General features: G+C 51.8%; 20 protein-coding genes and 1 pseudogene. 9 read left to right on the forward strand and 12 right to left on the reverse strand.

The annotated features are described in order from the left end of the window. The first annotated feature begins 14 nt into the window (after positions 1-14). From MKQ70_RS03565 to MKQ70_RS03580, 5 genes are all read left to right on the forward strand, one after another. On the forward strand, positions 15-662 hold the full coding sequence (locus MKQ70_RS03565; RefSeq protein ID WP_372490088.1) for a DJ-1/PfpI family protein: 648 nt from the start codon (positions 15-17) through the stop codon (positions 660-662). Between the two features lie 387 nt (positions 663-1,049). Continuing rightward, on the forward strand, positions 1,050-1,511 hold the full coding sequence (locus MKQ70_RS03570; RefSeq protein WP_248068113.1) for an HAD-IB family phosphatase: 462 nt from the start codon (positions 1,050-1,052) through the stop codon (positions 1,509-1,511). Positions 1,512-1,641: 130 nt separating this feature from the next. Then, entirely contained in the window at positions 1,642-1,776 is a 135-nt protein-coding gene (locus MKQ70_RS37540; RefSeq protein WP_282456195.1) for a hypothetical protein, read from the forward strand. Next, positions 1,749-2,312 carry a Rossmann-fold NAD(P)-binding domain-containing protein gene (locus MKQ70_RS03575; protein WP_248068116.1) on the forward strand — a complete coding sequence of 188 codons (564 nt, stop codon included), beginning with the start codon at positions 1,749-1,751 and terminating at the stop codon, positions 2,310-2,312. The genes MKQ70_RS37540 and MKQ70_RS03575 overlap by 28 nt, the downstream gene beginning before the upstream one ends. A 77-nt stretch (positions 2,313-2,389) precedes the next feature. Further along, on the forward strand, positions 2,390-2,806 hold the full coding sequence (locus tag MKQ70_RS03580) for a hypothetical protein (RefSeq protein ID WP_248068119.1): 417 nt from the start codon (positions 2,390-2,392) through the stop codon (positions 2,804-2,806). 102 nt (positions 2,807-2,908) lie between these two features. Here MKQ70_RS03580 and katG read toward each other — a convergent pair. From katG to MKQ70_RS03595, 4 genes and pseudogenes are all read right to left on the reverse strand, one after another. Next, positions 2,909-4,941: pseudogene (katG, locus tag MKQ70_RS03585) on the reverse strand (catalase/peroxidase HPI). Continuing rightward, complete coding sequence (locus MKQ70_RS37550; RefSeq protein WP_282456197.1) at positions 4,938-5,171, reverse strand: hypothetical protein; 234 nt, start codon at positions 5,169-5,171, stop codon at positions 4,938-4,940. Before MKQ70_RS37550 ends, katG begins: the two are co-directional and overlap by 4 nt. Positions 5,172-5,396: 225 nt before the next feature. Continuing rightward, positions 5,397-5,774, reverse strand: coding sequence for a hypothetical protein (locus tag MKQ70_RS03590; protein ID WP_248068121.1), 378 nt, complete (start codon positions 5,772-5,774; stop codon positions 5,397-5,399). A gap of 318 nt (positions 5,775-6,092) precedes the next feature. Then, entirely contained in the window at positions 6,093-6,344 is a 252-nt protein-coding gene (locus MKQ70_RS03595) for a hypothetical protein (protein ID WP_248068123.1), read from the reverse strand. A gap of 150 nt (positions 6,345-6,494) precedes the next feature. Here MKQ70_RS03595 and MKQ70_RS03600 point away from each other — a divergent pair, with 150 nt between their 5' ends. Next, entirely contained in the window at positions 6,495-7,310 is an 816-nt protein-coding gene (locus MKQ70_RS03600; protein WP_248068126.1) for a hypothetical protein, read from the forward strand. A gap of 110 nt (positions 7,311-7,420) precedes the next feature. On the opposite strand, the gene MKQ70_RS37555 is transcribed toward MKQ70_RS03600, so the two are convergent. From MKQ70_RS37555 to MKQ70_RS37565, 3 genes are read right to left on the reverse strand one after another with little or no spacing between them, the layout of a single operon-like run. After that, the gene (locus tag MKQ70_RS37555) at positions 7,421-8,071 is read right to left on the reverse strand and encodes a UbiD family decarboxylase domain-containing protein (protein WP_282456198.1); all 651 of its coding nucleotides are present in this window, start codon (positions 8,069-8,071) and stop codon (positions 7,421-7,423) included. Then, positions 8,068-8,253 carry a UbiD family decarboxylase domain-containing protein gene (locus MKQ70_RS37560; RefSeq protein WP_282456199.1) on the reverse strand — a complete coding sequence of 62 codons (186 nt, stop codon included), beginning with the start codon at positions 8,251-8,253 and terminating at the stop codon, positions 8,068-8,070. Before MKQ70_RS37560 ends, MKQ70_RS37555 begins: the two co-directional genes overlap by 4 nt. Beyond that, positions 8,196-9,083: a UbiD family decarboxylase gene (locus MKQ70_RS37565; protein WP_282456200.1), complete on the reverse strand. Its 888-nt coding sequence runs from the start codon at positions 9,081-9,083 to the stop codon at positions 8,196-8,198. Before MKQ70_RS37565 ends, MKQ70_RS37560 begins: the two co-directional genes overlap by 58 nt. A gap of 186 nt (positions 9,084-9,269) precedes the next feature. On the opposite strand from MKQ70_RS37565, the gene MKQ70_RS03610 reads away from it, so the two are divergent. Next, positions 9,270-10,037 carry a MerR family transcriptional regulator gene (locus MKQ70_RS03610; RefSeq protein ID WP_248068129.1) on the forward strand — a complete coding sequence of 256 codons (768 nt, stop codon included), beginning with the start codon at positions 9,270-9,272 and terminating at the stop codon, positions 10,035-10,037. A gap of 50 nt (positions 10,038-10,087) precedes the next feature. Here the strand turns inward: MKQ70_RS03610 and MKQ70_RS03615 are convergent, their stop codons facing one another. Then, on the reverse strand, positions 10,088-11,068 hold the full coding sequence (locus MKQ70_RS03615) for a GlxA family transcriptional regulator (protein ID WP_248068134.1): 981 nt from the start codon (positions 11,066-11,068) through the stop codon (positions 10,088-10,090). Between the two features lie 128 nt (positions 11,069-11,196). Between MKQ70_RS03615 and MKQ70_RS03620 the strand changes: the two genes are divergently transcribed. Beyond that, complete coding sequence (locus tag MKQ70_RS03620; protein WP_248068135.1) at positions 11,197-11,442, forward strand: hypothetical protein; 246 nt, start codon at positions 11,197-11,199, stop codon at positions 11,440-11,442. 31 nt (positions 11,443-11,473) lie between these two features. Here the strand turns inward: MKQ70_RS03620 and MKQ70_RS03625 are convergent, their stop codons facing one another. After that, complete coding sequence (locus MKQ70_RS03625) at positions 11,474-11,686, reverse strand: hypothetical protein (protein WP_248068138.1); 213 nt, start codon at positions 11,684-11,686, stop codon at positions 11,474-11,476. 41 nt (positions 11,687-11,727) lie between these two features. On the opposite strand from MKQ70_RS03625, the gene MKQ70_RS03630 reads away from it, so the two are divergent. Beyond that, complete coding sequence (locus tag MKQ70_RS03630) at positions 11,728-11,991, forward strand: SRPBCC family protein (protein ID WP_248068140.1); 264 nt, start codon at positions 11,728-11,730, stop codon at positions 11,989-11,991. Between the two features lie 124 nt (positions 11,992-12,115). Here MKQ70_RS03630 and MKQ70_RS03635 read toward each other — a convergent pair whose 3' ends face one another. From MKQ70_RS03635 to MKQ70_RS03645, 3 genes are all read right to left on the reverse strand, one after another. Continuing rightward, a complete protein-coding gene (locus MKQ70_RS03635) occupies positions 12,116-13,186 on the reverse strand; it encodes a sialidase family protein (RefSeq protein WP_248068142.1) in 1,071 nt (356 codons plus the stop codon). A 193-nt stretch (positions 13,187-13,379) separates the two neighbouring features. Then, complete coding sequence (locus MKQ70_RS03640) at positions 13,380-13,871, reverse strand: hypothetical protein (RefSeq protein ID WP_248068144.1); 492 nt, start codon at positions 13,869-13,871, stop codon at positions 13,380-13,382. A 14-nt stretch (positions 13,872-13,885) separates the two neighbouring features. Continuing rightward, positions 13,886-14,260, reverse strand: a complete 375-nt coding sequence (locus MKQ70_RS03645) for an aspartyl protease family protein (protein ID WP_248068145.1) — start codon at positions 14,258-14,260, stop codon at positions 13,886-13,888. Between the last annotated feature and the right edge of the window lie 56 nt (positions 14,261-14,316).

The raw sequence follows: 14,316 nt of genomic DNA on the forward strand, positions 1-14,316 counted from the left end.
CCTACAACCCGGGCATGCAGGTGCCTAAAAAGCCGGAGCAGCCAATTAACCATAGCATCCCGGCAGACGGTAATCCGAAGAAATATCAACCTGTAAAAGGAGAAAGTGTTTTGCAGGTGTCGGCGGCGTTGAGTATGGCGGGCTCCCCCAATGGTGATGTCCGTACGCGGAAAGTGGCGATACTGGCTGCTGATGGAGTAGATGAAAGCGCATTGTCTGCCATAAAGAACGCGTTGACAAGCGCTGGGGCCGTACCCGAGGTGATCGCTCCGAGGCTGGGTGTTATACAAGGCGCGGGCGGCGCGGATGTTCCGGTGGATAAAAGTCTGCTCACCGTGGCTTCTGTACTGTACGATGCAGTGTATGTGCCCGGAGGGGAGGTGAGTGTGGCAACGATCGCAGCCGATGCCGATGCTGTACACTTCCTGAACGAAGCCTTCCGGCATTGTAAGGCAATTGCTTTTGATGCAGCGGCGCAACCTGTACTGGAAGCTACTTATTTTGCCAAAAAGGTATTGACAAAACCGGATGCGGAAGGCGTGCAACAGGATATGGGCGTTGTATTGGATAAACAGCCTCAGAAGCTGGCGAAGCGTTTTATCGCAGCCATTGGTATGCACCGCTTCTGGGAGCGTGAGGTCCAGGGCGATATTCCTGCTTAACCGCTGCGCTTGATATTGAAGCCCCCTGTATAATGCAGGGGGCTTTTTATATGTCTGGTATAACTGCATATGTCAAAAGTAGCGTAAACGCCCTGTACGGAAATCCGCCGATTGGTGGCAACGGGTCTTCCGGGTGGTGGCCACGGTCTTTCCAGGTGGTGAACTGCAAATGTCCTTTTTCGATCATAACACGATCCTAAGAGGATCCTAACTGAATTGTAACTAACTGTAACTAACTTTCGCCATTTTACTGGGGTTTCAGTATGGTTTTAGTTACCATCCTCTTAGGATCCTCTTACGATAGCATAGCGGGCGGCCAAATATTTCGCTGAAAAAGTCCCTGAAATTTGCAACTTTTGCCCCCGCAAAGCGAAACACCTCAACCAAATGGACTTTTTCATCATCGATTTCGACAGCACCTTTACACAGGTGGAGGCCCTCGACGAGCTGGCCCGTATTTCCCTGAAAGACAATCCCGACCGGGAAGCGGTTTATCAGCAGATCGAAGACCTGACCAACCTGGCCATGGAAGGCAACCTGTCGTTTTCCGAAAGCACGGAACGCCGCGTACAACTGCTGCAGGCGAACCGCTCGCACCTCGACGAGCTTGTGCGGCACCTGAAAGGAAAGGTATCGCCCTCGTTTGCCCGCAATACCGTGTTTTTCGAAGAACACCAGGATGGTGTCCTGATCGTATCCGGTGGGTTTAAGGAGTTCATTACACCGGTGGTAACCGCTTATCACATCAAACCGGAAAACATTTACGCCAATACGTTTACGTTCGACGAGGCCGGTAATATTACGGGCTACGACCGCAACAACCCACTCTCCAAAGAAGGGGGAAAGTAACGCTGCTGAAGGAACTGGCGCTCGAAGGCGATATTTATGGTATTGGCGACGGCTATTCCGATTACCAGCTGAAGGAATCCGGACTGGTAAAAAAATTCTTCGCATTTACAGAGAACATTGCCCGTAAAAAGTGATCGAAAAAGCCGATCACGTAACGCCGAGCCTCGACGAATTCCTGTACATCAACAACCTTCCCCGTGCCATGTCGTACCCGAAAACCGTATCCGCTGCCTCATCGTGGGCAACGTTGATGCGAATGTGGTAGCGGCATTTCAGAAAGAAGGGTACCAGGTCGATATCAGAACCCAAATTGAGGCTGCCGGCCTGCGTGAAGCAGGTATGCTGGTATGCCAGTCCGCACATCAACCCACGCCGGAAATGCTGGCACAGGCGCCGAAACTAAAAACGATCGGCATCATCGACGGCAACGGCAGCAATGCGCTGGCCAATGACGCGTGTGCAAAAGGTGTGGTGCTCTTCAACGGCGCAGCTGCCGTGGAGGCCATTATCGCGTTTATGAACGAAGGCAGTACGCAGCATAGCGCTAACTTCCCCGGTTTTCAGCCGCCGCGCACCGCAAACGCGCACCGCCTGGTACACATCCATCACAACGTTCCCGGCGCCATGGTGAATATCGAAGGCGTGTTCGCGAAACATCAGCTCAATATCGTAGCGCAGTTCATGGTGAGCAATCAACAGGTGGGCTACGTGATCACCGATATCGATAAAGGTTACGGACCCGCATTCCTGAAGGATCTACGCGCACTGCCCGAAACGATCCGGCTGCGGCTGATTTACTAGTGACTGCAACATGCCGGCAGTACCGGGGCGTATCTTGTATGGGACATTTTGATTTTTAATCCTTCAATTGTTCCCGTATGAAAAACGTATTGCTCCTGGCCTGCCTGCTGCTGGCCGCTTTCCAGTCAGATGCCCGGTCCGTTGCACCGCTGCAACCTTTACAGGTCACTTCCGCGAATGGTGTTACCAATACTGTGTACGTGCGGCTGGTGTGGGAAAATGAATACACGCTCGGTAATGGCCGTTATGGCGATGTGGTGCTCTATTTTTATGAAGATGCACTCGGCGAAATTCCCACTGCATTGACGGGACTGACCATCAACCTGCGCGTGTCGTGGTACGATGGGTCTAATGCCTATATCAACGATTACTCCATCACGGGCAGCAGTTATTCCACGACCGTGGCTACGAATGTGGAACACGATTATTACGACGATAATTACTTTCGCTACAGGGATTATTATTTGCTTGCCGGCGACGGATACGCCTGGTAACAACAGCTTGTTATAAATCGTACAGGCTACGTTATAAAACCTGCCACGCATAAAAAAGCCCCCGGTTTACACCGGAGGCTTTTGCCTTTTTATGTTGATGTATTACTTCTTCAGGTCGAACCGGTCGAGCTCCATCACTTTGGTCCATGCTGCTACAAAGTCTTTCACAAACTTCTCACCTGCATCGGAGCTGCCGTATACTTCGGCAATCGCACGCAATTCGGCGTTTGAGCCAAACACCAGGTCTGCGCGGGTGCCGGTCCACTTGTAAGCGCCGGTAGCGCGGTCGCTGCCTTCGTATAGTTCCTTGTCTTCGGAAGTTGCTTTCCAGGCGGTACGCATATCCAGCAGGTTCACAAAGAAGTCGTTGGTCAGCTGGCCGGGACGGGTAGTCAGTACCCCGTTTTTAGAACCATCATAGTTCGCTTCCAGTACACGCAGGCCCCCAACGAGTACCGTCAGTTCGGGCGCCGTCAGCGTCAGCAGTTGCGCTTTGTCGATCAGCAGTTCTTCGGTAGAAACGGTGTATTGTGTTTTCTTATAGTTGCGGAAACCATCGGCAACCGGCTCCAGGAAAGCCATTGATTCTACATCGGTCTGTTCCTGGGAAGCGTCCATGCGGCCGGGGGTAAACGGTACCGTGATATTTTGTCCGGCTGCTTTCGCCGCTTTCTCCACACCTACGCCACCTGCCAGTACGATCAGGTCGGCCAGCGAAACCTTTTTATTAAACGATTGCTGAATACCTTCCAGCACTTTCAGCACTTTTTCCAGCTGCGGTGGATTGTTCACGCGCCAGTGTTTCTGCGGAGCGAGACGAATACGTGCGCCGTTGGCGCCGCCCCGTTTGTCGGAGCCGCGGAAAGTGGAGGCCGAAGCCCATGCGGTAGACACCAGTTCGGATACCGAAAGGCCGGAAGCCAGTATTTTCTCTTTCAGGCTGGCGATGTCGTTAGCGTCTACCAGCGGATGGTCCACTTCCGGGATCGGGTCCTGCCAGATCAGGATTTCCGAGGGCACGTCCGGGCCGAGATACCGGGCGCGCGGGCCCATATCGCGGTGTGTCAGTTTAAACCATGCCCGGGCAAACGCATCGGCAAAAGCATCCGGGTTTTCCAGGAAGTGCCCGGATATTTTCTCATAAACAGGATCGAATCGCAAAGAAAGATCGGTGGTGAGCATGGTGGGCAGGTGTTTTTTGCCGCTGTTATGTGCATCGGGGATCACCAGGTCTACGGTTTTGGCTACCCACTGGTGAGCGCCGGCCGGGCTTTTCGTCAGTTCCCATTCAAAATTGAACAGGTTTTCGAAAAAGTGATTGCTCCATTGCGTGGGTGTTTGCGTCCAGGTTACTTCCAGGCCGCTGGTGATGGTATCGCCACCTTTACCCGTACCAAAGCTGTTATGCCAGCCGAGGCCCTGCTGTTCCAGTCCGGCCGCTTCGGGCTCTTTACCTACGTGAGAAGAAGGCGCCGCACCGTGTGTTTTACCAAAGGTGTGGCCCCCGGCGATCAACGCTACAGTTTCCTCGTCGTTCATCGCCATGCGGCCAAACGTATCACGGATGTCTTTCGCTGCCGCAACCGGGTCGGGATTGCCATCCGGGCCTTCCGGGTTTACATAAATAAGCCCCATCTGCACCGCCGCCAAAGGCTTTTCCAGGTTGCGTGATTTATGCTTATGTCCGTCCGCATCATCGTCGGAGGATACTACACCATGTTCTTTAGGTACCCCTTCGGAACCGTCGGCATAACGGATATCGCCGCCCAGCCAGGTTCTTTCTGAGCCCCAGTATACATCTTCGTCCGGTTCCCATACGTCGGCCCTGCCGCCGGCAAAACCGAATGTTTTAAAGCCCATTGATTCCGGGCAACGTTGCCGGTCAGGATCAGCAGGTCGGCCCAGGAAATTTTGTTGCCATATTTTTGTTTGATGGGCCATAATAAACGGCGGGCCTTGTCGAGGCTTACATTGTCCGGCCAGCTGTTCAGCGGCGCAAAACGTTGTTGTCCCGCCCCAGCGCCGCCGCGACCGTCGCCTACGCGATAAGTACCGGCGCTATGCCAGGCCATGCGGATAAAGAGTGGTCCGTAGTGGCCAAAGTCTGCCGGCCACCAGTCCTGCGAATCAGTCATAAGTGCATGCAGGTCTTTTTCACCGCTTCCAGGTCCCGGCTCTTAAACGCTTCAGCATAGTCAAAATCTTTTTCCATGGGGTTCGACAAGGAAGAATGCTGCCGAAGGATGTTGAGTTTTAGTTGGTTGGGCCACCAGTCGCGATTCCTGGTGCCGCCACCGCCAACGTTCTGTTTCATGCTGCCATTATGAAACGGGCATTTGCTGATGTCGTTTGATCCTTTTTCCATTAGTTATCAGTTTGTGGTGTTAAATGAACAATTGCCTTACGCTCGTTGTTCGTCGTTGTGGGTATAAAAGTAAGTTATAGTATTCATCATGGCCATCAATTTACTCTATATTTAAATAGCCTCCTCTTATATCACCTTCCGGCAGAGATGTTTGATGAATATACTAATAAAAAAAAAGAGGATGCCTCAGCTGAGACATCCTCTTTTGTCTTTTAATGGTGTACGTTATCTCGTACAATCTGCCGACCAGCTTTTGCCATCGCGCGTAAACGCGATCTGCAATTTATCCTTGTTGATCGTAATCACGCCTGTTCCGCTGGAACCGATATTCACCATGGTGTTGTCATCGCTGTTCTGGAACTCTACACCTGTTAAATCAGGAATACCATCCGCGAAGCGGAAGTTGTAGTTTCTGCCAACTTTGGTAACGAACACGCTGCCATTGTCCTGGCTGATGTTTTTGTCTGCATCTGTGTAACCGGTTTTGCCACGGAAGGTGCCGGCGAAGATGTCGGTGTCAGCTGGGTCTTTGTCTTTGCTGCAGGAGGAAAAGATAAATACTGTCAAAAGTAATGCGCCAATAACGCTCAGAATGGATTTCATAAAACTTCAGTTTGGTGTGTGAACGATTAATTAGTATTTGCACAGTAAAATGCAAACAGCGTACCTGTTTCTTAACATTACGTTGTAACAGGCTGATAAATAGGCGGGTAGGGGACTCATGAAAGGAGGTGTACCGGTGTGTTTATTTAGACACAATCTGTGGCAGGCAGGGTTAAACGCCACAGGCTGCCACGTGTTGTGGAAGCCCGGGCAACATGTTAAAACAGCGGTGTTAATCCCACAGTGTACCGTCGAGCCCCAGGATAGTGCCGATCCAGAGCGCGAACAGGAAACCGATAAGCCCAACAAGTAACATCATTACTTTTTCCATCCGCCTTCGTGGCCAAAACGACTCATCAAATAAAAGAACGCACCGCCGGCTGCACCGGCCAATGGCGTAATAATGAGCGGACGTATCCGCCAGTTGGAGCCCCAGTTGGGATCCGGGTTGTTCACTTTAAAGATGAACAGGCTTATCAGCACGAGCGCAATGCCCAGGCCGGCCAGCATCATTTTGATCAGTCCGCCGCTGTGGACAGGCGGCAACGTCAAACCGTTTCTCTTTGTCATATTATATCATTTTAGGAAACTGATACAAATATAATGGAAAGCACTTTGTATTACAAAGTATATAGGCTTTTTTATTTCCTTTGGCTTTTATTTTGATGAATAAAGGGCGGCACCGGTGCAATGGCGCTCATCTGTAAAAACCATCATCTTATGAAGAAACTACTATTGTTGCTGTGCTGCCTTACCGCAGCTACGGCCGCGTACCCGCAGGCTCCCTGGTTCGTGCAGCGTTTTAAGGTTACCGGCGGCTACTTCCTTGCGCTTAACACGACCGATGTAAAAGTGACCAATAACGAACTGCTCGGTACCAAGGTGAACCTTGAAGATGATCTTGGGTTTAGCAACCAGGTCCACACCTTTTTAGCTAATGCGCAATGGCGCGCTACCAGCCGCGCACGATTCGATTTCAGTTATTACCGCCTGCACCGCAGCGCCACCCACCAGCTGGATCGCACCATTCAGTTCGGCGAAAATACTTACCAGGTAAACGGGCAGACCGACGCCTATTTTAATGCGGACATTTTCCGCGGTTCCTTTGGTTATGCTATTTTCCAGGGCAGCAGGTACGAAGCAGGACTCATGATCGGCGCGCATGTAGTGAAAACAAATATGGGCATTGCGCTGACCGGCGCCGGCGACGGACTCGATATAAAGGACGATTATGATGTAACAGCGCCTATGCCCGATGCAGGCATCTGGGGCGGTTTTGCGTTCGCACCGCGATGGGCGCTGAATGCGGAGGCATCATACATGGCATTAAAAGTAGATGACATCAATGGCAATATTTTCTCCGGGTCTGTACAGGTAAACTACCAGGTCATTCCGAGCCTTAGTGCGGCGGTGGGGTATAACATGCTTCATTTAGATGTGGATGGGAAGCGTAATGGTTTGTTGGGCGATGTGGCCTGGAAGTATAACGGGCCGTCGGTATCCGTGTCTTATAGTTTTGGGAAGAAACGCTGGTAAATATAAAGCCGCGCATTCCGCGCGGCTGTTATCAATTTAAATAATTCCATGTAACACTCCACCTTGTTTCCCCAGCTCGTCCACGCGTTTCTCTACCGTGGGATCATTGATCAGCGGGGGGCGTGGTGCGGTTTAATCCGCGCATCGATAATGATCGGACCATTACAACCCCAATGTTTATGCCAGGTAAAACTGTTAATGCCATGCATATCGTGCGATGGATTGCTGCGTGTAAATGTTACCCACACAAAGTTATTGATGCTCGCGGCCGTAAATCCGGCATCATCACACAATACCATCAGCGGTAAACCTTCCAGGTTAGCGTCTTTCAGGTAATCATTTAATATACTGATCTCTGCTTCGGCCTGTTTGTTGTAGGCTGGTGCTGCTACCGCGAGCACACCAGGCATCACCATCTTGTAATTGGTAAATGGCCGTGGCAGGCTGAAATTCGCCGGCACTTCGCGCCACAGCTCGCGGCGTTTGTCGCCCGCGGCGGCAATGGCTACTTTACTGCCTGCATTCAGGTCACTGCCCGTGTAATCCAGCGTATCAATAGTAGTATTCGTATAGAAGTGCAAATCGCGGGTAGGATCTATGCGCTCTAATATATGTATGATGAACTTTTCTATGTCGTGCGTGTGCAGGTTGGGATTGTCTTCCTGCGCACAGATAAACAGGTATTTGGCAAGACTCAGCTGGTTGCTGCCCGGGATGTGGTTCGCGATCGTGAGGATCTCCTGCGGTTTACGTTCTTTCAAATAGGGGTATACCGCTCGCTGCCAATGGCAAACAGTAAGGGATGCACGCCGGCGGCATCTACCGCATGTATTTCCTTTACACCCGGAATTTCCTGCGGTATCGCATTGCCGGTAATCTCGTGGATCAGTGCGCCAAAGCTGGTGTCTTCCTGCGGCGGCTGCCCACCACCGTAAACGACCATATCGGGTTTTTCCGGTGGTATACGCGGCTTACTTTCATCACAGGAAAAGGATGGGTAAGACTGTAATACCCGAGGTGATCGCCAAACGGGCCTTCCGGTTTATTCTCGTGCGGCATCACGGTGCCGGTAATCACAAAGTCTGCATCTGCTGAAATGCAGTATCCCTCTTCGTCATAAAAGTAACGGAAGCGGCGGTTGCCCAGCGCGCCGGCGAATGTCATCTCCGACAAACCTTCCGGTAGTGGCATCACAGCGGATAAAGGATGGGAGGGTGGTCCGCCTACAAATATGCTTACTTTCAGGGGCTGGCCTTTAGCATTCGCTTTGGTTTGGTGAATGCCGATGCCGCGGTGCAGCTGGTAATGCAGTCCTACTTCTTTATTTTGAACATATTCATTACCGCCCAACTGGATGCGGTACATGCCCAGGTTGGCGTTCATGATGCCGGCTTTATCCGGATCTTCCGTATACACCTGCGGCATGGTCACAAAGGGCCCGCCGTCCATGGGCCAGTTCACGATCTGCGGCAATTCGCTGATCTGTGTGCGGCCGAAATTGATCGGGGCGCGGCTGCCTGTTTTCATCGGCAGCGCGGATAAAGCGGTGGCGGCCACGTTCAGGTAGCGGAAGGGATGCTTCACGGCCTTTACAGGATCGCCTTTAATATCTACCAGTGTTTTAATTTTCTCCAGCGTATCGCGGAACATGAACTTCGACCGGCCGAGGGTGCCAAACAGGTTGGACACTGCCGGGAACTTACTGCCCTTCACATTTTCGAACAACAGCGCCGGGCCCCGGTGTTCGTACACACGCAGGTGAATGGCCGCCATTTCCAGGTACGGGTCTACTTCCTGTTTAATCCGGATTAAATGCCCATGCTGTTCCGGTCGTTGATGCAGTCTTGTAAACTTTTATAGCCCATCGGCCAAAATTAATCAAGTTTCTGCAAAATAGTCCTTGACTCTAACCTTAGGTCATACCCTATATTTGCTCCCGAACAGGTATAAATCCAAACGATGGACAATTATTCCGTAAAAAAGCTGGCTCAATTGGCGGGTGTAAGTGTGCGCACGCTGCACCTGTACGATAAAATGGGACTGCTCAAACCTTCTGTCCGTACCGAGGCCAGGTACCGGCTGTATGGCGAAAAGGAACTGTTGCGGCTGCAGCAGATCCTGTTTTACCGTGAACTGGATTTCCCGCTGAAGGAAATTGCAGACATCCTGGACAACCCGGCGTTTGACATGGTGCAGGCGCTGGAAGGTCATCGCAGGGCGCTGTTGGCCCGGAAGGAGCGGATAGACACATTGGTTGGTACCATTGACAACACATTGGTAACACTTAAAAACAACCGTATGTTACAGGTAGAAGATTTGTACGAAGGCATTCCCCGCGATAAGATGGATGCCTGGCGAAAAGAGGCCATGGTCAGGTGGGGAGAGTCCACGATCCTGGCCGTGGAAGACACATTGCGCAGCATCACGAAAGAAGAAATGGCCGCGCTGAAACAAGAGCTGGAAGAACTTAATACACAGCTCTCCGCATTAATGCACGCCGATCCCGCTTCGCACGAAGTACAGCAGCTGATCGACCGCCGTTACGTGATCGTGATGCGGTTTACGGGCGGCAAAGTGGGGATGGATCGACTGGAGTACTTCCGCAAACTTGGCGAACTGTACGTGGCAGACAACCGTTACACCCCGGTGAACGGCCTGCCCAGCATGGAGCTGGCGCTGTTCATACAGGCGGCCACCAAACATTATGTGGCACAACAGTCACGGTAATTTTACAGGTGCGTAGCAGTCAAATAATCTCCCGGAAGAGGCGGCCTGGTTTACACCACCGCCTCTTTGTTATATTTATTCCGGTACTCCAGCGGCGACATTCCCGTTACTTTTCTGAATACTTCCCGAAACGCTTTTACGTCTGCATACCCCACATCGTACATCACTTCATTGATATTTTTGCGGCTGGTCTCGAACGCTTTCTTGGCCGATTCTATTTTTACCCGTTGCAGGTACTCCAGCGGCGTATTGCCCGTGGCTTTTATAAATCGCCGGTCGAAATGCCGCCTGCCTACAGCAAAGCGGCCCGATAGTGCTTCTACTGATATTTTTTCATGCAGATGTGCTTCTATATAAGCCTGCGCCTGTTGTATGAGCTCGTCGCCATGCATTTTTTGTCCTTCGAAAATCATGAACGGCGACTGGCTTTGCCGGTCCAGTTCAATCTGGAACACTTTGGCGCAGTAGATAGCGGTCGGGCGGTCATATTTCTTTTCTATCAGGTAGAGAAGGAGGTTTAAGAAAGAATACGCGCCGCCGTTCGTGTAAATGCCGCTTTCATCGGTAATCAGCCGGTCGGGTTGCAGATCGATGTCCGGGAAGCGTTGCCGGAACTGTTCGGCAACAATCCAGTGCGTAGAGCAGGTTTTTCCGTCCAGTATGCCCGATGCTGCCAGTAAGAAAGCGCCCGTGCATACGCTGGCGATTTCCGCGCCCTGTTTGTACTGCGCCGCCAGCCACTGTATCAGCGGGCCGTTATTGTTCACGGTGCGGTCGTACTGGTGATCCAGCGATGGAATGATGATCAGGTCCGTTTGCCGGATGTTGCCGATGTGCGTATGGGGACGCACAGAAAACACGTCCTCGTAAAACGTTACCTCGGAAGAGATGCCTGCCAGCCGCACCTGGTAGGGGACTTCCCGCCCTTTCTCCTTCCAGTACTGGTTGGCCTTCAGCAATACCTGGTAACAGCCGATGATGCTGGCAAGGTTGTTTTGTCCGTCGGGTACGAGAATAGTGATCTGTTTCATAGGATAAAGGTAGGGGATTTGCATGTCCGGATCGGCCCGCCGGAATGTCTGTTTTACCCCGTATTTGCGCATTTGCATCCCGAAATGGCGATAAAACGCCTATATTTGTCGCCCTTTAATATCGTAACATGACATCGGAAAAACTGACTGCCCATTTTGAGAATCGTGAATACTTTTTCTACGTGGTAAAAAAGGTACCGGCCGACAGGCAAACGGGTGCACCTGAAGAACTGCACATCACGATGTACGGACAGCCTTACGTCTTCCAGAAGATGCCTGATAAGTGGATCAATAAAGACGGTAACAAGATGAATATGGCGTTGGGACTGATAGAGGCAGTGATCGTTGCCCTGCAGCCAAAGGCGCAGGAGTAAAATGTCCATTCCACCCCGCTAACTGGTCCGTTCACCCCCGCTCCATCCAACGATTGCCTCCTAATTTTGTAGGAAATATCTGGTCATGGAAAACATCGATTTTAGCACCAGCTTCCTCGTCGGCAATACGCCCGATGAAGCATTTAACGCCATCGCCAATGTGCGCGGATGGTGGTCCCAAAATATTGAAGGCGGCACCAGTGCGCTGCACGACGAATTCAAGTACAGCGCCCGCGATCTGCATCACTGCCGCATGAAACTGACCGAGGTGCAGCCCGGCAAAAGATGGTCTGGCAGGTGCTCGACAATTACTTCAAATTCACCGAAGACAAAACCGAATGGATCGGTAACACTATTATTTTCGACATTACGGAAAAGGAGGGGCAAACAGAGGTCCGTTTTACCCAAAAGGGCCTCACGCCGGCCGATGAGTGTTACGACATTTGCAGCAGCGCCTGGACCGGTTACCTGCACGAAAGCCTGCGCCCGCTGATTGAAACCGGAAAAGGCTTCCCGAACGAAAAGGAGGGTGCGGTGATGCCGGCTTAACATTCCTATATGGATCCTCTATGCATCCTATATGCTTGTCCGCTGAAACCCGCCATGGTGTTGACCACCCTTATAGGAACCATAGAGGATCCATATACCTTCCCCGCACTCAGCGCGGCGTCTTTTATTTCCACTGGCGAAAGTCCGCGACCCGCTGAAATGTAAGGTAATTAGCATTGTGCTGGTTATCGGCACCGCCCTCCGCGTCATCGTAAGCCGTACGCACCACCGCGATAATGTCTTTGCCGTCAAACTGCCAGTCTGCATACTGGAAGCCATGTTTAGCCGTATTGGCGCGCTGCAGCACAATGTGGTTCACCTTCCATTGCCGCAGGTCGGGGGAGCTGCAAAGGGCCAGGGTATTGCGTACGCGTTCCTGGTTATCGCTTTCGTATTCGGCAGGTACGTAGTTGCTGAGGGTCCAGAAGAGCTGCGTGGTGGCATCGTAGCGGATGTTGAACTTTTTAGCGCCTCCCGGGAAGTCGATAAAGCCGTCGAAAGTGGCGGTCGTACCGTCCGGGGAAATATTAGTAATAGCCGCCTTTTCTTCCCCTTTATGTTGGTAATGTACCCGCAGGAGGTTGCGAATCCCGCCATCGGGCAGCACCACGGCATTGCCTTCCAGCCAGCCGCCGAATTTCCCCTCCAGGTAGGTGGAGTCGTAGGGCAGCGCATTGGTGTAACGCCAGTTGGCGGCATCCAGGAGGTCGGCATTGGTAGAAATGCTCATCACAAAGGCTTCGAACATTTTGCCCCAGCCGGGAACAACGCCCATTGCATCTTCCACGGCGCGCCACAGGCGGCCTTTATATTCAATCACGGGAGTGGGGGCACAGTGAAACCGGCCCCGGCGCAGCAGGCCATGCAGGCTGTCGGTGGGTTCCGTCCAATGATGGCCGCCGTCGACAGAGCGGCGGATCACGAGGTCGCCATACTCTTTGGTGGTGCCGAGGATATACGTGTTTTTGCCGTGCACGAACAATTTAGACCAATACTGCCCTGTCATTTCGGCAATGGGGTGCCAGGTAAGGCCTTTGTCGCGCGATTTGAAGATTTTCACTTCACCCGCCACGCGTTCATTGCTGTTTTTACCGAAAAAGTCGTGGGACGCAAGGTAACTGCCGTCCGGCAATACGCAAATACTGGGCGAACCAATATAGCGGCCCGAGGAGGCGGGAGAGTGGTTTACAATCACCCCGGAACGTCGAAAGAAGTTTGTGCATCAGTCATAGTGGTAGTAAAGCCAGCCAGCAGTAGCGGGACAATCCATTTTTTCAGCATCGATAGCAATTTAACAGCCAGTAAAAACGGAGGAATATGAACAGGGTGGATGAGGCTACAAGATAGTAAAAAAATCCCGGAGCACTTTCGTTTTCCGGGATATGATGTTATTGTTTTACCAGCAATGCCTTGCCGGGCAGGTCTATCGTAATTTCCCGGCCCAGCCAGTTTATCCAGATGATGCCGTCGTAGATAAGGCCATCCGGGAACTGCACCGGGAAGTTAGTGGTGCTGATCGCCGGGGCGGCTACGGGCGACAATTTATCCAGTTTGGCCAGGTAGATGTGGGAGATATGGTTTTGGTCAAACTCACTGCGTTTCTCGATCTTCCGTACTTTCGTAGTATCGTCGCCGTTAATACCCAGCACTTTCATGAATTTCGAATTCAGGCGAAACACGTCTTTGCCCGCGCCGCTGTCCATCGACAATTGCAGGGTAAGGGTGTCATTTACCTTAAAGTAACCGAAAAACGTAAGCGATTTATCGCGCGATTGTTCCAGCTGAATGGGAATGCTTTTCGCGGTTTTGCGGATGGTGGCTAAGCTGGCCGTGGTTTCCAGGCGGATTACCTTTTTGGAGAAGTCGATGGTAAAAGGCACGGTTTCCAGTGCTTTTAAAGAAATAATACCATCGATGCCGCCGAGGTTTGCATCAATATAACTGCATTCGGCATTGGCTTTTTGATACCGCCAAATTCAAAGCTGCTTACGTTGTACAGGTCAATGTCCAGCCGCTCGCCGGTGGCGCGGAAGCCGGTATAACCGCCGTCCTGCTTTTTCACCTGCCGCAGCTTATCGAAAAATACTTTGGTAAATACCGTAAGTCCGCCCCCGGTGTCAAAAATGAAGTTTCCTTCCACGCCATCGGCTTTGGCTTTTACCAGCAGGTGACCCGAAGGCAGTAATTCAAAAGGGATATTGGACTGGGCGAACAAAAGCGTGTGCATGCAGAGGGTTAACACTAACAGGAGTGCCTTTTTCTTTCTCATCTTTTTGCGCGCAAAATATGGTTTTTCGATGATAGTTGGCCGGGAACAACCGCAGC

The sequence above is a fragment of the Chitinophaga sedimenti genome (genome assembly GCF_023156195.1).
GTDB classification, from domain to species: Bacteria; Bacteroidota; Bacteroidia; order Chitinophagales; family Chitinophagaceae; genus Chitinophaga; species Chitinophaga sedimenti.